17 protein-coding genes are annotated in these 17,390 nt (G+C 71.0%); 8 read left to right on the forward strand and 9 right to left on the reverse strand.

What is annotated here, in order from left to right:
* Nucleotides 1–195 (forward strand): hypothetical protein (locus tag BLR99_RS23310; protein WP_211481590.1); only part of this gene is annotated, 195 nt, incomplete at its 5' end.
* An 11-nt stretch (nt 196–206) separates the two neighbouring features.
* Here the strand turns inward: BLR99_RS23310 and BLR99_RS21590 are convergent.
* From BLR99_RS21590 to BLR99_RS21610, 5 genes are all read right to left on the reverse strand, one after another.
* On the reverse strand, nt 207–1,679 hold the full coding sequence (locus BLR99_RS21590; protein WP_011797038.1) for an iron-containing redox enzyme family protein: 1,473 nt from the start codon (nt 1,677–1,679) through the stop codon (nt 207–209).
* Nucleotides 1,680–1,803: 124 nt separating this feature from the next.
* Nucleotides 1,804–2,886 (reverse strand): XdhC family protein, encoded by a 1,083-nt coding sequence (locus BLR99_RS21595; RefSeq protein WP_011797039.1) that lies wholly within the window; start codon nt 2,884–2,886, stop codon nt 1,804–1,806.
* The gene (locus tag BLR99_RS21600) at nt 2,883–5,270 is read right to left on the reverse strand and encodes a xanthine dehydrogenase family protein molybdopterin-binding subunit (protein WP_011797040.1); all 2,388 of its coding nucleotides are present in this window, start codon (nt 5,268–5,270) and stop codon (nt 2,883–2,885) included. The genes BLR99_RS21595 and BLR99_RS21600 overlap by 4 nt, the downstream gene beginning before the upstream one ends.
* Entirely contained in the window at nt 5,267–6,349 is a 1,083-nt protein-coding gene (locus tag BLR99_RS21605; RefSeq protein ID WP_011797041.1) for an FAD binding domain-containing protein, read from the reverse strand. Before BLR99_RS21605 ends, BLR99_RS21600 begins: the two co-directional genes overlap by 4 nt.
* Complete coding sequence (locus BLR99_RS21610; RefSeq protein ID WP_011797042.1) at nt 6,346–7,017, reverse strand: (2Fe-2S)-binding protein; 672 nt, start codon at nt 7,015–7,017, stop codon at nt 6,346–6,348. The genes BLR99_RS21605 and BLR99_RS21610 overlap by 4 nt, the downstream gene beginning before the upstream one ends.
* Nucleotides 7,018–7,190: 173 nt before the next feature.
* On the opposite strand from BLR99_RS21610, the gene BLR99_RS21615 reads away from it, so the two are divergent.
* From BLR99_RS21615 to BLR99_RS21630, 4 genes are all read left to right on the forward strand, one after another.
* On the forward strand, nt 7,191–7,892 hold the full coding sequence (locus tag BLR99_RS21615; RefSeq protein ID WP_011797043.1) for a nucleotidyltransferase family protein: 702 nt from the start codon (nt 7,191–7,193) through the stop codon (nt 7,890–7,892).
* 137 nt (nt 7,893–8,029) lie between these two features.
* Entirely contained in the window at nt 8,030–8,926 is an 897-nt protein-coding gene (locus BLR99_RS21620; RefSeq protein ID WP_157774164.1) for an alpha/beta fold hydrolase, read from the forward strand.
* 193 nt (nt 8,927–9,119) lie between these two features.
* A complete protein-coding gene (locus BLR99_RS21625; protein ID WP_011797045.1) occupies nt 9,120–10,268 on the forward strand; it encodes a zinc-dependent alcohol dehydrogenase in 1,149 nt (382 codons plus the stop codon).
* A gap of 39 nt (nt 10,269–10,307) precedes the next feature.
* On the forward strand, nt 10,308–10,823 hold the full coding sequence (locus BLR99_RS21630) for a hypothetical protein (RefSeq protein WP_011797046.1): 516 nt from the start codon (nt 10,308–10,310) through the stop codon (nt 10,821–10,823).
* 64 nt (nt 10,824–10,887) lie between these two features.
* Here the strand turns inward: BLR99_RS21630 and BLR99_RS21635 are convergent, their stop codons facing one another.
* The 3 genes from BLR99_RS21635 to BLR99_RS21645 form a co-directional block, all read right to left on the reverse strand.
* The gene (locus BLR99_RS21635) at nt 10,888–11,523 is read right to left on the reverse strand and encodes an NAD(P)H-dependent oxidoreductase (RefSeq protein ID WP_011797047.1); all 636 of its coding nucleotides are present in this window, start codon (nt 11,521–11,523) and stop codon (nt 10,888–10,890) included.
* Nucleotides 11,524–11,648: 125 nt separating this feature from the next.
* On the reverse strand, nt 11,649–12,080 hold the full coding sequence (locus BLR99_RS21640) for a hypothetical protein (protein ID WP_041827579.1): 432 nt from the start codon (nt 12,078–12,080) through the stop codon (nt 11,649–11,651).
* Between the two features lie 64 nt (nt 12,081–12,144).
* Nucleotides 12,145–12,873 carry an NUDIX hydrolase gene (locus BLR99_RS21645; protein ID WP_011797049.1) on the reverse strand — a complete coding sequence of 243 codons (729 nt, stop codon included), beginning with the start codon at nt 12,871–12,873 and terminating at the stop codon, nt 12,145–12,147.
* 188 nt (nt 12,874–13,061) lie between these two features.
* On the opposite strand from BLR99_RS21645, the gene BLR99_RS21650 reads away from it, so the two are divergent.
* Complete coding sequence (locus tag BLR99_RS21650) at nt 13,062–14,987, forward strand: bifunctional metallophosphatase/5'-nucleotidase (protein WP_011797050.1); 1,926 nt, start codon at nt 13,062–13,064, stop codon at nt 14,985–14,987.
* 23 nt (nt 14,988–15,010) lie between these two features.
* On the opposite strand, the gene BLR99_RS21655 is transcribed toward BLR99_RS21650, so the two are convergent.
* Nucleotides 15,011–15,943 (reverse strand): LysR family transcriptional regulator, encoded by a 933-nt coding sequence (locus BLR99_RS21655; protein ID WP_011797051.1) that lies wholly within the window; start codon nt 15,941–15,943, stop codon nt 15,011–15,013.
* A gap of 55 nt (nt 15,944–15,998) precedes the next feature.
* Between BLR99_RS21655 and BLR99_RS21660 the strand changes: the two genes are divergently transcribed.
* Nucleotides 15,999–17,039 carry a YeiH family protein gene (locus BLR99_RS21660; protein WP_011797052.1) on the forward strand — a complete coding sequence of 347 codons (1,041 nt, stop codon included), beginning with the start codon at nt 15,999–16,001 and terminating at the stop codon, nt 17,037–17,039.
* A 109-nt stretch (nt 17,040–17,148) separates the two neighbouring features.
* A partial coding sequence (locus tag BLR99_RS21665) for a leucine zipper domain-containing protein (RefSeq protein WP_139160162.1) occupies nt 17,149–17,390 on the forward strand: 242 nt, incomplete at its 3' end.

A 17,390-nucleotide genomic window follows, 5' to 3' on the forward strand; every position in this document is an offset into this window, starting at 1 on the left:
CTGCCGGAATTGCAGCTGCTCTCCCAGGGGCGTCCGGATGGTGACGCGGCGTGTCATTGTTATGGCTGCAGCCCTCTCGTTGCTGCAGAGTCAAGTTGGAACGGCCGGATCATAGTTTTCAATAAACTGCTTGAAAAGCAGATTGAAATGATTTTTTGCTTCCAAAAGTCTTTGATTTGGTTTGGTTTGGTATAAATAATTTTTTGTCAGGGATGCGATGCCACGAAGCGGCGCGTGGCGTACAGCCCCACCGGCGTCCAGTGCTCCGACGGCGACATCGCGTCCACCAGGGCATCGAACTGCGCGTCGGCATCCAGCGCGGCCAGGCGTTCCTTGAAGGCCACCAGGTCCGGATCGAGCACGTCCGCCGATCCTGCCGCGCCCGCATCGCTCTTGCGCGCGCGCTGCAGCGCGCGGAAGGTGGGGCGGCGCCGCGTCTCATTGGCGGCAGCGGGCTCGAAGAAGGCCTGGCCGTCGGCACTCGCCTCCTCGCCGCGGATCCAGTCGTGGATCACCTGCAGCTCGTAGGGCGAGAACACGCCGAACATTTCCGAGCGCGATCCCTGCAGCAGGCCCCAGAAGCGGCTTTCCGCCACCGGCCGGCCGGGCCGGATCCAGTTCGCCTGTACCAGCGCTTCCAGGAACGCGTCCATGCCCTCGGGCGCCGACAGCCAATCGTTCACGCTGCGGCCGGCCACCTTGCAGTAGTCCGAGTGCATGCCCTGGCCGGCGCCGCACTTGGCCTGGAAGATGCGAACCACTTCGGCGCGGATGTCGAAGTCCGCGATCACGCGAGTGGTGCCCACGCCCACATCGCCCAGGCGCGCGCCGTCGCGCACGCGTTGCCAGAAGGCCTGCGGATCGCCATGGCGCGGCAGCAGGGCCAGCACGGCGTCGCAGGCCTGGCGTGCATGGCCGGTGTCGGCGTTGTCCACCGTCACGTGCAGCGTGAAATAGTACGGATCGATGCCGAGCTCGTTGAGTTCGTACGAGGTGATCAGCAGGTGCAGCGGGAGCTGTTCGTAGCCCAGGTTGAAGCCGATGACTTCGGGCAGGAACTCTTCCGCGTTCCAGGCCAAAGCGAGCTGTACCGCGCCCTGCTCGTAGAGCGCGTCGGGCAGCGCGGGCCCTTGCGACAGGCCGTAGCGCGACAGCAGCTGGCGGTAGAGCAGCACGTGGTTCTTGTCGGGAGCGCCGTCGCCGAGTTCTTCCAGGTAGGTGCGCACCAGTTCGGCCATGCGCGGATTGCGCGCGTGGCGCAGCACGCCGTAGAGCCAGCTGCCATCCACCAGCTTCGTCGGGGCCACGGCCCGCAGGAAGTGCAGCGCATGCGCACGGTTGCGAAAGTACCGCCGGCCTTCGCCCGCGCGCCGCGCGGCCAGGTATTCGCCGTATTGCGCCGACACGGCGGCGTGGCTCGCGGCCATCCAGTCGTGCAGATCCTCAGGGCGTTCGGGCAGCGTGGCCCGCGGCAGGTCGGCGCGCGCCAGCGTATCGCGCAGCAGCGCGGCGCCCTGGCGCCGTGCCTCGGGCGTGGGAGCTGTCTGGTGCAGCGCGGTGTGCAGCGACTGGCGGGGCCCTTCCGGGGCGCGCACGGGTGCGTGCGTTGGTGTTCGTCGGGGAGCAGGACGGTGGTCCGCGGCGTCGGGCGTGGGGGCGATCAGCGTGGAGGTTCTCATGATGGGGTACCGGATGGCGTATGCCCCATGGTTCCCCACGATGGGGCTGCACTCCATCGGTGCGTGGCCCCCCTCCCGGTCGGCCCCCTCCTACGGTCCCATCGGCGCATGCGCCGCGCCCGCGTCAGGCGGCCGCTGCGCCACCGTGGAGTGTCCGGCCGCAGGCCGCGCCCGCGGCGGCATCGCCATGGATGAGCGCGGCCTCGGTCATGCGCGACGCGGCGGGCAGCATGGCACCGTTCTTCGCGGCGAGCACCTCGGCCAGCACGCTCACGGCGATCTCCGGCGGCGTGCGGCTGCCGATCGCCAGGCCGATCGGCCCGCGCAGGCGCGCGAGCGCGTCCTCGCCGATGCCGAAATGCTCGCGCAGCCGCTGCCTCCGCGCCGCCGTGGTGGCGGCCGACCCGATCGCGCCCACGTAGAACGCGTCGCCCTGCAGGGCTTCCAGCAGCGCGAGATCGTCGAGTTTCGGGTCGTGGGTGAGCGCGATGACGCAGGTGCGCGCATCCATTCCCATCGCCAGCACGGCATCGTCGGGCATGCCGTCCACGAGTTCCGCGCCGGGCAGGTTCCAGCCCTGCCGGTGCTCCTCGCGCGGGTCGCACACTGCCACCGCGAAGCCGCAGGGCATCGCCATGGAGGCCAGGCATTCGGCGAGGGCGCCCGCACCGATCAGCAGCATGCGGTGCGAGGGCCCCAGGCGCTGCGCCAGCGTGTCGCCATGGTCGAGAAGCGTAAGCGCGCCCTGCACGGGCGCGGCGAGGTTTTCGGTGGAAAGCGTCACCGCGCCGTCCGCGCAGCGCAGGTGCCGCCACACCACGCGGCGCTCCTGCAGCCACTGCACGAGGCGCTGCAGCCACAGCGGCTCGGGGTCGTATTCGAGCAGCAGCTCCAGCGTGCCGCCGCACGGCAGGCCGAAGCGGTGCGCCTCGTCGGCGGTGAGCCCGTAGCGCACACGCTCCGGAGCGCGCCCGGACCACTGCGCGGCCCCCGGCAGGCAGCGCCGCAGCAGGTCGTCCTCGATGCAGCCGCCGGACACCGAGCCTTCGATCAGGCCATCGTCGCGCAGCGCCATCCAGGAGCCCACGGGCCGCGGCGACGAGCCCCAGGTGCGCAGCACGGTGGCGAGCACCGCGTGGCGGCCGGCGGTGCGCCAGCCGTGCAGTGCGCGGGCCACGCGCAGTTCGGGTGCGGAGTCGTGCGTCACTGCGGTGCGTCCATCGCCTGCGCCGCCACGCCGGCGGGCACGTGTTCCATGGGCTTGGGCGGCGCGTCGGGCGCGGGCCGCATCACCTTGTCGGGCGTCATCGGCGTGGAGCGCACGCGCCGGCCCGTGGCGTGGAAGATCGCGTTGCACACGGCCGCGGCCACGCCCACGATGCCGATCTCGCCCACGCCCTTGGCGCCCAGGCGGCTCACGATGCGGTCGTCCTCCTGCACGAAGATCGCGTCGATGGGCGGCGTGTCGGCGTTCGAGGCCACGTGGTATTCGGCGTAGTTGTGGTTCATGAACCGTCCCAGCGCGTGGTCGGTCTGCGTCTCTTCGTGCAGCGCCTGGCTGATGCCCCACACCACCCCGCCGGTGATCTGGCTGTGCGCCGTCTTGGCGCTCAGGATGCGGCCCGCAGCGATCGCGCTCACCACGCGGGTCACGCGCACGGTGCCGAGTTCCTCGTCCACCTTCACCTCGCAGAACACCGCCGAATGCGTGGCGCGCACGTAGTTCTTCTGCCGGAGCACGTTGGGCAGCAGCAGGTAGCGGGCCTCGACCTGCGAGCGCCCCTGGGCGGCGAGGATGTCGGTGAGCGCCATGCCGCGATCATGCGCGGGCGCGCCGCGGCGGCGCAGGCAGCCGTCCACGAACTCCACGTCGCGCAGCAGCGTGCGCTCGAAGCCCGAGCCGCGCGTGCGCTGCGCCAGCGCCCACAGCAGGCGGCGCAGCTTCTCGCAGGCGCCCTCCACCGCCGAGCCGACGGTGGCCACGTGGGACGAGCCGCCTTCGATCGGCGCCACCGGCAGCGTGGAGTCGCCCAGGCGGAAGGTCACGCGCTCGAGCGGCAGGCCCATCGCCTCGGCCGCGATCATCGACATCACCGTGTACGTGCCGGTGCCGATGTCCGACGCCGCACTGCTCACCTCCAGGCGGCCGTCGGCATGCAGCACCGCACGCACCCTGGCGAACATCTGCATCGCATCCCAGGTGCCGGTGGCCATGCCCCAGCCCACGAGTTCGCGGCCTTCGCGCATCGAGCGCGGCTCGACCGGCCGGCCGTCCCAGCCGAAGCGGGCCGCGCCCAGGCCGTAGCACGCACGCAGCTCCTTGGTGGAGAACGGGAGGTCCTTCGAAGCGTCGCGGTCGGCGTAGTTCTTCAGGCGCAGCGCGAGCGGGTCCATGCGCAGTTCGTAAGCGAGCTCGTCCATGGCCACTTCGAGCGCATGCACGCCGTGCGCGGCGCCGGGCGCGCGCATGTCCAGCGGCGTGTACTGGTCGAGCGGCACCAGCCGATAGCCGAGCCGCACGTTGTCGCAGCGGTAGAGCTGGCCGGACCAGTTCACCACCACCTCCACGTAGTCTTCCATGCGCGACGTCTCCGCGACGGCCTCGTGCACGATGGCGCGCAGCGTGCCGTCCCGGTCGGCCGCGAGCTTCAGGCGCTGCCAGGTCTCGGGCCGGTGGCCGAAGGTGAACATCTGCTGGCGCGTGAGCACCACGCGCACCGAGCACTGCAGATGCAGCGCCGCCATCACGGCGAGCACGAGCTGGTACTGCGGACGCAGTCCGGATCCGAAGGCGCCGCCGACGAACGGGTTGCGCACCGTGACCTCGTCCTCGCCCAGGCCGAATACGCGCGAGACCAGCCAGCGGCTGTTCTGCGGGCTCTGCGTCTTGTCGTAGATGGTGAGGTGGCCATCCTCGGCGCGCAGCACGGTGGAGGCATGCATCTCCATCGGGTTGTGGTGCTCCACGCCGCTGTAGTACTCGGCCTCGATCTTCACGGGCGCGCGCTCGAAGGCGCCGTCGGCATCGCCGCGCGGCTTCGGCGGCGGCGAATAGCCGGCCTTCATGCGGCTGGGGTCGCGCGCGCGGCCCAGGTGGCGCAGCAGGTGCGTCTCGTGGCGTTCCACCTCGTAGTCGATCTCCACCAGCGAGGCCGCGCAGCGCGCCGCCTCGAACGTGCAGGCCACCACCAGCGCGACGGGTTGGCCGCTGTAGCGCACCACGTCGTCCAGCAGCGGCTTGAACGGCGAGCCGCCGGGCGCCGTCATGTCCTTGTAGAACAGGTCCATCGAGCGGACCTTCGGGCGGTTCTCGTGCGTGATGACGTCCAGCACGCCCGGCACCGCGCGGGCACGGTCGAGGTGCATGCGCAGGATGCGGCCTTTGGCGATGCTGCTGTTGACCACCACGCCGAAGGCCATGCCCTCCGCATGGTGCTCGGCCGCATAGCGGGCCTGGCCCGTCACCTTCAGGCGGCCGTCCACGCGCGAGACCGGCATGCCCAGTTTCACCGGCCCGGTGCCGGCATCGGCGCGGGGCTGCTGTCCCGCCTGTGCGCGGTCCGCCGCTTCGTTCGGCATCGGTGCGTTCATGGCTGCGCGTCCTGTACGTGTCCGGCGCCCAGTTCGCCGGTGTTGGTGAGTTCGCCGTCACGCGCCATCTCCAGCGCGCGCACGATGGCCCGCCGGGCCAGTTCGATCTTGAAGCGGTTGTCGCCCGGGCCACCGGGCGTGCCGTGGCCGCGTGCGCCCCGCAGCAGCCGCTCGGACGCCTGCGCGAAGGCCTCGGCCGTGGGCTCGCGGCCCGCCAGGGCGTCCTCGGCCTCCGGCACGCGCCAGGGCTTGTGGGCCACGCCGCCCACGGCGATGCGCGCCGCGCGGACGCGGCCGTCCTCGCCCAGGTCCAGCCCCGCCGCGACCGACACCAGCGCGAACGCATACGAGGCGCGGTCGCGCACCTTCAGGTAGGCGCCGTGCCGCGCGAATCCCTGCGCCGGCAGGACGATATGGGTGATGAGTTCGTCGCTCGCCAGCACCGTGTCACGGTCGGGCTCGCTGCCCGGCAGCCGGTGGAAATCCGAGAACGGGATCGTGTGCTCGCCACGGGGGGAGCGCACGTGCACCACGGCCTCCAGTGCCGCGAGGGCCACGCACATGTCGGACGGGTGCGTGGCGATGCACTGGTCGCTCGTGCCCAGGATCGCCAATTGGCGTGCCAGCCCGTCGCGCGCGGGGCAGCCCGTGCCCGGCTCGCGCTTGTTGCACGGCACGGCCACGTCGTAGAAGTAGTGGCAGCGCGTGCGCTGCAGCAGGTTGCCGCCGTTGGTGGCCATGTTGCGGATCTGCGGCGAGGCCCCGGCGAGGATGGCGGCCGCGAGCAGCGGATAGCGCTCGCGCACCAGCGGATGCTTCGCGGTGGCGGCATTGCGGGCCAGCGCCCCCAGGCGCACGCCGCCGCCCCCGGTCTCCTCGATGTCGGCGAACGGCAGGCGCCCCACGTCCACGAGGCGGCGCGGCCGCATCACGCTTTCCTTCATCAGGTCGATGAGGTTGGTGCCGCCGGCGATGAACTTCGCGGGCAGCGCCCGCTCGCTCGCGTGGTGCGTGCCCTGCGGCATGGTGGCGAGCGCCATCTCGGCGTCCACCGCCGGCACGTAGTCGAAGCCCCTCATGCCGCGCCCTCCCCGGCTGGTGCCGGCCGGGGCCGTGGCGTGGCCTGCGCTTCGTGCGCAGAGGGCCGCGCGGGGCCGCGCAGCGGCACCCCCGCCACTTCGGCGACGGCCTGCACGATCTGCGGATACGCGCCGCAGCGGCACAGGTTGCCGCTCATGCGCTCGCGGATGTCGTCGGCCGTGCGCACGCCGCCTTCGTTGAGCAGGCCCGCGGCGGAACACAATTGCCCCGGCGTGCAGTAGCCGCACTGGAATGCATCGTGGTCGATGAAGGCCTGCTGCAACGGGTGCAGCGCATCCGCCTCGTGCCGGGCATCCCCGGACGCCGCACCGGCATCGCTCCCCGTACCCGCCCCGCCCCGCAGGTCCGCGAGGCCCTCGACGGTGGTGATGTGCGCGCCGTCGTGCATCACGGCGAGCGTGAGGCAGCTGTTGATGCGCTGCCCGTCCACCAGCACCGTGCAGGCGCCGCACTGACCGTGGTCGCAGCCTTTCTTGGTGCCGGTGAGCTGCAGCAGGTCGCGCAGTGTGTCGAGCAGCGTGACCCAGCAGGGAATATCGAGGTGCTGTGGCGTTCCGTTCACGTGCAGGCGCACCGCATGGATCGACACGGCGGATTCGGCCGGACCGCTGGCGCGGGCGACCGACGTGGGGTGGCTGGATGACATCTCGCTTCCTTCACGGCCGGTGGACGAAAACAGTGTCGTCGGCAGGTGCGGCGGGACCTGTAGGAAGATCGCGCGCCCATGGTCGGCCTGGAGCGGCGTCGCCAGAACCGCTTCGTTGGGCCGCGTCCGCCGCCATGGTGGCGCGAGGCCGCGCCGCGCCGTATGCTGCGGCCATGCCTTCCGTGCCCCCATCCGGCCTGCGACCTTCCTCCACCGTTTCCGACGGGCAAGCGGAGACGCGGGCCGCACCCTCGGTGGCCGGCGTCATCCTCGCCGCCGGCGCGTCGTCGCGTTTCGGCAGCGACAAGCGCCGCGCCCTGCTGACGGACGGCACGCCGATGCTCGCCGCCGTGGCCGGATCCTTCGCGCGCATCTTCGCGCGGACCGCCGTGGTGCTGCCGCCCCATGATGACTTCGGCCTGGAACTCTGCGCCCGCCTCGGGCTCGACGCCGTGCCGAACGGGCGCTGCCGAGAAGGTCAGGGCACCTCGCTGGCCGCGGCCATGCAATGGGCGCTGGCGCAGCCCCGCCTGCAGGCCGTGGTGGTGGGCCTGGCGGACATGCCCTGGGTGCGCGAGGGCACGCTGGCGGCGCTGCGCGACGCCCTGGTGCAGCACCCTGGTTCGCCAGCGCTGCCGCTCTGGCAGGGCAGGCCCGGCAACCCGCGCGGCATTCCGCGAAGGTACTTCGCATCCCTCGCGCAGGCCTCGGGCGCGCAGGCGGCCGCGCACCGCATCGACTGGGATGCCGCGCGCGCCATCGCCGTGGCCGACCCGGGCATCGTGCGGGACGTGGACACGCCGGCCGACCTCGCGGACGACGCGGAGCGCATGCCCGCGTCGCGGGCGGACGACGCGGCCGGACGCCACGCGTAGGACGGCGCCTGATCCGCGCAACGCGGCGGTGGCCTGCACGCTAGGGTGACCGGCTGGGCGCGCGCCCACGCCGTGTGCCGGCACGCATGCCGGCACTCCCCTTCCCGCTTCCGGAAAACACTTCGCACCCCATGCCCATGGACCCTCCCCGCCACGCCGTCTCGCACCGTCTGCGCATCGACGGCCTTTCGCTGCATTGCATCGAATATCCCGGCGATGGCCCGCCGCTCGTGCTGCTGCATTCGCTGACCGGCAACGCCCGCATCTTCGACGGGCTCATCCTCGCCGGCCTTGCGGACCACTTTCGCGTACTGGTGCCGGAGATGTGCGGCCGGGGGCAATCGGAAACCGCGTTCACGCAGTTGTCGCTCGCCGACGGGCTGCGCCACCTGCTCGCCTGGCTGGATCACTTCGGCATCGGCTCCGCCGCGCTCTGCGGCCACTCCTTCGGCGGGCTGGCAGCGCTCTACGCCACGGACCGCGCGCCCGCGCGCGTCAGCCACCTCGCGCTGCTCGATGCGGCGGCCGACATGCATCCGGCCGCGCCCGCGCTGGCGGCCATGGCGGCCATCCGGCTCGACGGGCTGTACCCCTCGGTGCAGGCCTACCGCGATGCGGTCGTGCGCCCGGCATCATTTTCGCAGCCGTGGCACGCCGCGATGCAGGGCTTCGTGGAGGCCGACCTCGCGCCCGTCGCGCCGGGCATCTACACCACCGCCGCACGGTCGGGCACCGCACACATCGCCTCGCTGCACGTGCAGAGCATGGCGCAGCGCGAATGGCGCGACTGCGCCGCCCGTGTGCAGGTGCCGGCCCTGCTCGCGCAGGCCGCGGAGCCTTTCTGGATGGGCATTCCCATGCTCACCGACGACGGCGCCGGCACCACGGCACGCCTTCTGCGCGCGCCCCGCGTGCGCATCCCGGGCAACCACTTCACCATGCTCTATGGCGCCGGCGCGGAGCGCATCGTGCAGGCACTCGCGCCGTGGAGCGGCCAGGGCACTGCGGAGCCCGCAGCCGCCATGACCGTCTGACTTCCGCCAGCTCCACCACCATTGCCATTGCGCGCAAGGACGCAGGCCGTCGGCGGACGGCCTTCAGCTGCAGTTCTGCACGATTTCGTAAGCGTGCGCCCGTCCTACACCACCGCCGCGCACGCGCTCCGGAAGATGCACCGGAGCGCGGATTTTTTTCGCGCCGCCGACTTCGCGAAAGGCAGACCCCTCCATGCTGGCAATGAACTACCGCGGCCCCTACCGCGTGCGCGCGTCGCACAAGGCCGAGCCCGACATCGAACATCCCAACGATGCCATCGTGCGCGTCACGCGCGCGTGCATCTGCGGCTCGGACCTGCACCTCTACCACGGCCTCGTACCCGACACGCGCGTGGGCACCACCTTCGGCCACGAGTTCACCGGCGTGGTCGAAGCCGTCGGCCCCTCGGTGCGCAACCTGAAACCCGGCGACCACGTGCTGGTGCCCTTCAACATCTTCTGCGGATCGTGCTACTTCTGCCAGAAGGAGCTCTACAGCAACTGCCACAACACCAACCCCGAGGCCACGGCCGTGGGCGGCATCTACGGCTACTCGCACACCACCGGCGGCTACGACGGCGGCCAGGCCGAGTACGTGCGCGTCCCCCTGGCGGACGTCGGCCCGCAGGTCATCCCCTCCGACATCGACCTGGACGACGCCGTGCTGCTCACCGACGCGCTGCCCACCGGCTACCAGGCCGCGGAGATGGGCGACATCCAGGAGGGCGACACCGTCGTGGTGTTCGGCGCGGGGCCCGTGGGCATCTTCGCGGCGCGCAGCGCCTGGCTGCTCGGCGCCGGGCGCGTGATCGTGGTGGACCACGTGGAATACCGGCTCGACTTCGTGCGCCAGTACGCGCCCTGCGAAACCGTGGACTTCAAGAGCGTGCGCGACATGGCCGTGCACCTCAAGCGCATGACCGACGGCCTGGGGCCCGACGTCTGCATCGATGCCGTGGGCTGCGAGGCCGCGGGATCGTTCGCGCAATCCCTGACGGGCGTGCGCCTGAAACTGCAGGGCGGCGCGGCCACGGTGCTGCACTGGTGCATCAACTCCGTGCGCAAGGGCGGCACCGTATCGATCGTCGGCGTGTACGGCCCCACCTTCAACGCCGTGCCCATCGGCAATGCCGTGAACAAGGGACTGACGCTGCGCATGAACCAGGCGAGCGTGAAGCGCCACCTGCCCCGGCTCATCGAGCACATCCAGGCCGGGCGCCTCAAGCCCCGCGAGATCATCACCCACCGCTTCGCGCTGGAGGACATCGCCGAGGCCTACCACACCTTCTCGAGCAAGCTGGACGGCTGCATCAAGCCCGTGATCGTGCCCTCCGCCGCCTGAGCTCGCCCTCCGAAGCCGCTACCCCGAAAGGACACCCGCATGACCACCGCCACCATCCACATAGATGCCACCCCGCCGGGACCGCGCGCCCGCGCCGATGCCGCGAACATTCCCGGCTGGGGCGCGGACCTGCGCCGCGAGGACCGCCCCGCCGTGCCGCGCGAGCGCACACCGCCGCGCATCGACGTGCCGTGGGACAAGCCCGCGGCCCAGATCCCCACGGTGGAAGTGCTGCACTCCATCGAGCGCCCCGGGCTCACGCCGGTTTTCGGCACCACCGTGCCTCCCTCGGGCGCGAGCGGCATGCTGCGCCGGCTGGCCTTCCGCCTGAGCGAGAGCGACGTGCGCCACTGGCTGCTGCTGTTGGTGGCCGACCGCATCAACGTGCTCGAAGGCCTGGTGCACGACCTGATGCATGGCCGCGTGCCCCAGGTGGTGCAGGAGATGGGATTGAACGCGCACTGGCGCCAGCACCGCGAGCGGGCGCTGCGCGCCGTGGCCGTGCTCGCCGGACTGGCGCTGGCGCTGATCGCGCTGGTGCGGCGGCTGTTCTGACCGTGCCGCGGCAACGACGGCGGCACCACATGCCGCCGACGCTGCCGCCGACTTCGTCAGAGGTTCAGCGCACTTCGGAAACGAATTCCTCCCGCGGCCGGCGCACCTTCTCCAGGTTCACCAGCCAGTCGCCCTCGGGCTGGCGGTAGCCCAGCGGCAGCAGCAGCACGCTGCGCAGGCCGCGTGCGCGCAGGCCCAGGATCTCGTCCACCGCCTCGGGCTGGAAGCCCTCCATGGGCGTGCTGTCCACCTGCTCGGCCGCCGCGGCGATGATCGCCGCGCCGAAGCCGATGTAGGCCTGCCGCGCGGCATGCTGGAAGTTCACCTCCGCGCCGCGCTGCGGGTACGAGCCCAGCAGCATGTTGCGGTAGTTCTCCCAGCCTTCGTTGCGGAAGCCCCGCACCTCGTTGGTGTAGTCGAACATCGCGTTGATGCGCTCGGCCGTGTAGTCGTCCCACGCCGCGAACACCAGCAGGTGCGAGCCGTCCGTCACCTGCGCCTGGTTCCACGCCACCTCGCGGATGCGGGCGCGCACTTCGGGGTTCGTCACCACGATGATCTCGAACGGCTGCAGGCCGCTGGACGTGGGCGCCAGCCGGGCCGCCTCCACGATGCGGTCCACCTTGTCCTGCGGCACGGCGCGGGCGGGGTCCATCTTCTTCGTGGCGTAGCGCCACTGCAGCACGTCGAGCAATTCCATGGTTCTGGGTCCTGGTTGTAGGGGTTGAGGAGTCAGGAACGGCCGAGTGTAGGAGCGACCGCGAGGCCGCGCTCGCACGGGGAATTGCACGCAAGGACGCGCCACCGGGAGCACGCCGCCCGGCTTCAGCCGAACAGCCCGCCCTCGTCCAGCAGCGCGAAGGCGATCTCCGGCCGCCGCTCCATCCCCCGGCGGATGGCCGCCGCGATCGCCTGCCGCGTCTTGCGGCACAGCCCGCGCTGCTCGTGCACCAGGATCGCGATGCCGCGCAGCGTGCGCACCTCGCTCGCCCCCTGCGAGATGCTCAGGCGGATGCCCAGCTGCTCCTCCAGCCGGCCCTCGATGCGCCGCAGGTCCGCCAGGCTCTCGATGTTCTCCAGGCGCTGCACGAGGCGTTTCTCTTCGTCGCGCGTGAGCCGCAGCACCCGGCGGTCCGCATCCGGCGCCGCGAGCATCGCCTGCAGGTCGCAATTGCAGGCGCCGGGCGGGCACTCCGTGCGCACCGGCACGGGGAAGGGCATCGCGGAGGAAGGGGACGGGGACACGCCGGCGGACATCGTGCCCGCATTCTAGGAAGGCCGGCACGCCCCCGCACCACCGGGGGACAACCTTGAACAGGCTTCAACTATTCAGCCCCCGCGGCACCACGGACAGGGTCCGCCGGAACTCCTCCCGCAGCCGGTACACCTGCGCCGGCCGGTGCGCCGCGCCGGACTCCATCAGCCCGTCCACCGGCTCCAGCATGCCCAGCTCGTCGATCTTGCGGCGGAAGCTCACCTTGTTCACCGGCTCGCCCAGCACCGCCTCGTACACCGCCTGCAGCCGCGGCAGCGTCATGCGCTCCCCGCAGAAATACACCGGCAGCGACGAATACTGGCTCTTGGACCGCACCCGCGACACCGCCAGCGCCACCATGTCCGCATGGTCGAAAGCCAGCGCCGGCAGCGCGCCCACGGGCGCGGCCTGCAGCCGCTCGCTGTCCTCCGGCAGCAGCTCCGCCGGCACCAGCGCGCAATAGACAATGGAGACGGACCAGCCGCGCGGATCGCGCTGCGCCCCGGAATAGGTCGCCAGCTGCTCCAGGTAGGGACTGGCGATGCCCGTCTTCTCGCGCAGCACGCGGGCCGCCGCGTCCCATGCCGTGGCGTCCTCCTGCGCGTGGATGAAGCCGCCCGGCAGCGCCCAGCCGCCCGCATGCGGCCCATCGGCCCGCCGCAGCAGCACGGCATGCAATACCCCGCCCCTCAGCGTCAGCAGCACCACGTCCACCGTGCAGAGGATGGCGGGAGACCCGGTATCCCGGAAAGCGGCGGAAGAATCGGGCGAGGAAGAAGGAGAAAGCGCGGCCATGGCGTACGAAAAATCGCTGCGACAGCCGGAGTGTGCCTGCACTCCGGCCACCCGGCACCCGTCCGCCGCCTCCACCACACCCGGCGGCAAATCGTGCCCAAACCACCCGCTCCGCCTCCCCATTCATCGTTCTGTCACGCCGCGCCGCAAGGATGCGGACTTTTGTCACAAGCAGTAAGGAGAGCGCCATGATGGCCGACGTGTGGAGAAGCAAGGGAAAGAACGTGCGCTGCCTCGCATGGCGCGCTGCCGCGGTGGCGGCGGCAGCGCTGGCGGCGGCCTGCGGCGGCGGATCGGGTGGCGGCGAGCCGATGGAACTCACCATCCTGCACGTCAATGACCACCACTCCACGCTGGAGTCGAAGTCCAGGACCCTGCAGCTCTCCACGGGCGGCTCCGCTCCGGTCGCCGTGGCCGTGGACGCGGGTGGCTTCCCGCGCGTCACCGCGGCGATCGACGAACTTTCCAGGCGCGCGCCCAACGTGCTCAAGCTGCACGCGGGCGACGCCCTGACCGGCACCCTGTATTTCAACCGCGCCGGTGCGGACGGCGAAGCCGACGCGGCCATGATGAACACCGTCTGCTTCGACGCCTTCACCCTCGGCAACCACGAATTCGACAAGGGCGACACGGGCCTCAAGAACTTCCTGGACCTGCTGCGCAAGGGCAGCTGCAAGACGCCGGCCCTGAGCGCCAACGTGCGCTTCGGCGCCAGCTCCGCGCTCAATGCCGCCAAGGCCCCGGATGCCGTCCAGGCTTCCACCATCGTCGAGCGCGGCGGCCAGAAAATCGGCATCGTCGGCCTCACCATCGCCGGCAAGACCAAGGCCTCCTCCAGCCCCGACCCGGACACCACCTTCGAGGACGAAGCCACCGCCGCCCAGCGCGAGATCGACCGCCTGCGCGGCCAGGGCATCAACAAGATCGTGCTGATGAGCCACATCGGCTACGACGCCGACCGCCAGATCGTGCCGAAGCTTTCCGGCGTGGACGTGGTGGTGGGCGGCGACTCGCACACCCTGCTCGGCCCGGACGCGCTCAAGGCCACCGGCGTGGGCACGCCCGGCGGTGCCTACCCGACGCGCACCACCGACAAGGACGGTCGCACCGTCTGCATCGTCCAGGCCTGGGAATACGCCCAGGTGGTGGGCGAGCTGAAGGTGAACTTCGATGCCGACGGCAACGTCACCCAGTGCGCCGGCACCCCGCACGTGCTCATCGGCGACAACTTCACCATCGGCGGCAAGGCCCCGACGGATGCGGAAGCCAAGGCCCTGCAGGCCAGCGTGGCCGCCACCGGCTTCCTGCGCGTGATCCAGCCCTCCGCCGCGGCCACCGCCACCCTGCAGCCCTTCAAGGACCGCGTGACCGTCTTCAACCGCACCCAGGTCGCCGTGGCGCCCGAGGAACTGTGCTCCCGCCGCGTGCCCGGCGGCGCCGGCTCCACCGACTACAGCCGCTCCAGCGCCGCCTGCAACGCCGAAGGCAGCGTGAGCGCGCGCGGCGGCGACATCCAGCAACTCGTCGCCCAGGCGTATCTCGACGTGGCCAACGCACGTTACGGCGGCGCCGACATCTCGCTGCAAAGCGGCGGCGGCGTGCGCATCCCCCTGCAGGGCACCGTCTCGGCCGCCCAGGTCATCCAGGTACTGCCCTTCGGCAACATGCTCTTCCGCCTGGACGTGACCGGCACGGAAGTGAAGGCCATGCTGGAAGACGGCATGGAAGCCGTCTTCGGCACCGGCGGCTCCACCGGCCCCTACCCCTACACCGGCGGCCTGCGCTTCGACGTGAATGCCGCCGCCGCGGCCGGCCAGCGCGTGTCCGGCATCGAAGTGCGCAACGCCGCCTCGGGCGCCTGGGAGCCGCTCAATGCGACGAAGACGTACAAGCTCTTCGTGTTGAGCTTCAACGCCACGGGCGGCGATGGGTACAAGACGCTGGCGGCCGTGCCTGCGGCGCGGCGGCTGGACATCGGCGTGCTGGATGCGGATGTGTTCTTCAGCTACATCGAAAAGCAGGGGAAGGACGGGACGACGGGGTTGCCGACGCTCAAGCGGTTGCCGCGGGACCTGTACAGCACGAAGACGTTCCAGGGACCGGCAGGAAAGTAAGGGAGAGCCCGGGGGACGGAGAGCTACGCATCACCGTTTTTCGAGGCGCCTCCGCCGAAGCAATACCGCAAAAACGCCTCGCCCCCCGCCCCCAGCGTCCGCTCCCGGTGCGTCACCACCGCCAGCGTGCGGGTCGCGCGAGGCAGCGTGGTCGGCAGTTCCACCAGGTCGCCGCGGGCCAGGGCGGAGTCCACGCTGTGGCGGGGCAGCAGCGCCAGCGCGTCCCCCGCGGCCACCAGGGCCTTGACCGCTTCGGGCGTGCCCAGCTCGAAGTCGATCCGCACCTGCCCGAGCTGCGCCAGCAGCCAGCGGTCGGCGGCCTCGCGCGTGCCGGAGCCGCGCTCGCGCAGGGCCCAGCGGGCGGCGCGCAGGGCGGCCCGGGTGGCCGACGGCTTTTGCGCGAGGGGATGGCCCGGTGCCGCCACGATCACCATCTCGTCGGTCATCCACTCGCGCACCACCAGGTCGGCATGCGTCTGCGGCCCCTCGATGAAACCGATGTCGGCGTCGAAAGCCGCCACGGCGGCCAGCACGCCCGTGGTGTTCGCGATCTGCAACTGCACCGCGCTCTGGGGATGCGACATCTTCCAGCGGGCCAGCAGGGCAGGAAGGATGTGTTCGCCGATGGTCATGCTGGCGGCCACCCGCAGGGGAGCGGCATGCTGGCCCTGGAAGAGGTGCTCCAGTTCCCCGGCCGCCTCCACCAGGGATGCGGCCCGCGGCAGGAAGGCGCGGCCGTTCTCGTTGAGCACCAGGCGACGCCCCACGCGATCGAACAATGCTGCGCCCAGCAGCGACTCCAGTTCCACCAGCGCGCTGCTGGCGGCCGATTGCGAGCGGGCGATGCGCTCCGCGGCGGCCCGCGTGGACCCATCGTGCGCGGTCGCCAGAAACACCTCCAGGTGCCGGAGCGTCAGGTGGAGCCGGTCCGGCGATTGACCTGTTTTTTGGTTCATGGTGAACCGAATTATCTGTTTTTTGCTTTATGCGAAAAACATATGCTCATTCTCCATGAAGACATATGGAACGCCTTCCGGCGGCTTTCTCCGCTGGCGGACCGGTCTCGGCCCGGCGGCAGCCCGCACCCTCGCCTTGTGGCCCGGCCTGCTCGTGTGCGCCGTGATCGCGCTCGCCGCCACCTTCATCGCGGAGCACCACGGCGGCCCGCAACTGCTCTACGCACTGCTGATCGGGCTGGCCTGCAATTTCCTGGCCGGGGTGCCGCGCGTGGCGGCCGGCGTGGCGTTCTGCGCCCGCACGGGGCTGCGCTGCGGCGTGGCGCTGCTCGGCGCGCGCATCACGGTGGGCCAGGTGGCCAGCCTGGGAGCGGCCACGGGCATCGGCATCGCCTGCTCGGTGATGGCGACCATTCTTTTCGGGGTGTTTCTGGCCGCCGTCATGCGGCGCCCGCGCGAAGAGGGCGTGATCTCCGGCTGCTCCGTCGGCATCTGCGGCGCCTCGGCCGCGCTCGCGGTGGCGGCCGCCCTCCCCCCCACGAAAGAGAACGAGCGCTTCACCCTGCTCGCCGTGGTCGGGGTGACGCTGCTGTCCACGCTCGCGATGGTGCTCTATCCGCTGCTGCTCAGCGCCGTGCACGCCTCACCGCGGGCGGCCGGCATCTTCCTGGGCGGCACCATCCATGACATCGCCCAGGTGGTGGCCGCCGGGCTGATCCTCGGCCCCCAGGCGGGCGAGACCGCCACCATCGTGAAACTCTTCCGCGTGGCGATGCTGGTGCCCATCGTGGCCACCATCGCCCTGCTCTACCGCGGCCGCCCGGGCGCGCCGGTGGGCTCGCGCATCCCGGCCGTTCCGCCGTTCCTGCTGTGGTTCCTGTTCTTCGTGGCACTCACGTCCCTGGGCGTGATCGGCCCCGCCACCGCGGCGGTGGCCGACGAGACCTCGCGCTGGCTGCTGGTCGCGGCGATCGGCGCCGCGGGCATCAAGACGCACTTCTCCGACCTGCTGCAGCTGAGCTGGCGGCCCGTCGTGCTGCTGCTCGGGGAGACGGTGTTCATCGCGCTGGCCGTCTTCGCGTGGTCGATGGCGTGAGGCGCGGTTCTGGCCGCCGCTAGCTGTGATGTCTCAATAGGTTGTTCATCCAGGCCCGACCTGGGAAGCTGTGGTTACCAGGCCCCAGCAACTCAGGACAGGACACCGGATGAACAGTCATAAGCATGCGCGATTGACCCGCGCAGGTCGAGCCCTTCTGGTCGACAGAGTGCTCCAGCAGAACTGGACGATGCGCCAAGCCAGCGAAGCCGCAGGCGTGAGCCTGCGCACCGGCTACAAGTGGATGGCCCGCTTTCGCAACGAAGGCCCCGATGGCTTGCTCGACCGCAGCTCCCGCCCGCACCGCAGCCCCCAGGCCTGCCCACCCGAGCAGGTCCAGCTGTTCGAACA

This window comes from Paracidovorax citrulli, assembly GCF_900100305.1.
GTDB classification, from domain to species: domain Bacteria; phylum Pseudomonadota; class Gammaproteobacteria; order Burkholderiales; family Burkholderiaceae_C; genus Paracidovorax; species Paracidovorax citrulli.

Excerpts from the sequence above, each read along its gene's own strand:
- BLR99_RS21590 (WP_011797038.1), bottom strand. The coding sequence starts at position 1,679 with ATGAGAACCTCCACGCTGATCGCCCCCACGCCCGACGCCGCGGACCAC.
- BLR99_RS21600 (WP_011797040.1), bottom strand. The coding sequence starts at position 5,270 with ATGAACGCACCGATGCCGAACGAAGCGGCGGACCGCGCACAGGCGGGA.
- BLR99_RS21605 (WP_011797041.1), bottom strand. The coding sequence starts at position 6,349 with ATGAGGGGCTTCGACTACGTGCCGGCGGTGGACGCCGAGATGGCGCTC.
- BLR99_RS21610 (WP_011797042.1), bottom strand. The coding sequence starts at position 7,017 with ATGTCATCCAGCCACCCCACGTCGGTCGCCCGCGCCAGCGGTCCGGCC.
- BLR99_RS21615 (WP_011797043.1), top strand. The coding sequence starts at position 7,191 with ATGCCTTCCGTGCCCCCATCCGGCCTGCGACCTTCCTCCACCGTTTCC.
- BLR99_RS21620 (WP_157774164.1), top strand. The coding sequence starts at position 8,030 with ATGGACCCTCCCCGCCACGCCGTCTCGCACCGTCTGCGCATCGACGGC.
- BLR99_RS21625 (WP_011797045.1), top strand. The coding sequence starts at position 9,120 with ATGCTGGCAATGAACTACCGCGGCCCCTACCGCGTGCGCGCGTCGCAC.
- BLR99_RS21630 (WP_011797046.1), top strand. The coding sequence starts at position 10,308 with ATGACCACCGCCACCATCCACATAGATGCCACCCCGCCGGGACCGCGC.
- BLR99_RS21635 (WP_011797047.1), bottom strand. The coding sequence starts at position 11,523 with ATGGAATTGCTCGACGTGCTGCAGTGGCGCTACGCCACGAAGAAGATG.
- BLR99_RS21640 (WP_041827579.1), bottom strand. The coding sequence starts at position 12,080 with ATGTCCGCCGGCGTGTCCCCGTCCCCTTCCTCCGCGATGCCCTTCCCC.
- BLR99_RS21645 (WP_011797049.1), bottom strand. The coding sequence starts at position 12,873 with ATGGCCGCGCTTTCTCCTTCTTCCTCGCCCGATTCTTCCGCCGCTTTC.
- BLR99_RS21650 (WP_011797050.1), top strand. The coding sequence starts at position 13,062 with ATGATGGCCGACGTGTGGAGAAGCAAGGGAAAGAACGTGCGCTGCCTC.
- BLR99_RS21655 (WP_011797051.1), bottom strand. The coding sequence starts at position 15,943 with ATGAACCAAAAAACAGGTCAATCGCCGGACCGGCTCCACCTGACGCTC.
- BLR99_RS21660 (WP_011797052.1), top strand. The coding sequence starts at position 15,999 with ATGAAGACATATGGAACGCCTTCCGGCGGCTTTCTCCGCTGGCGGACC.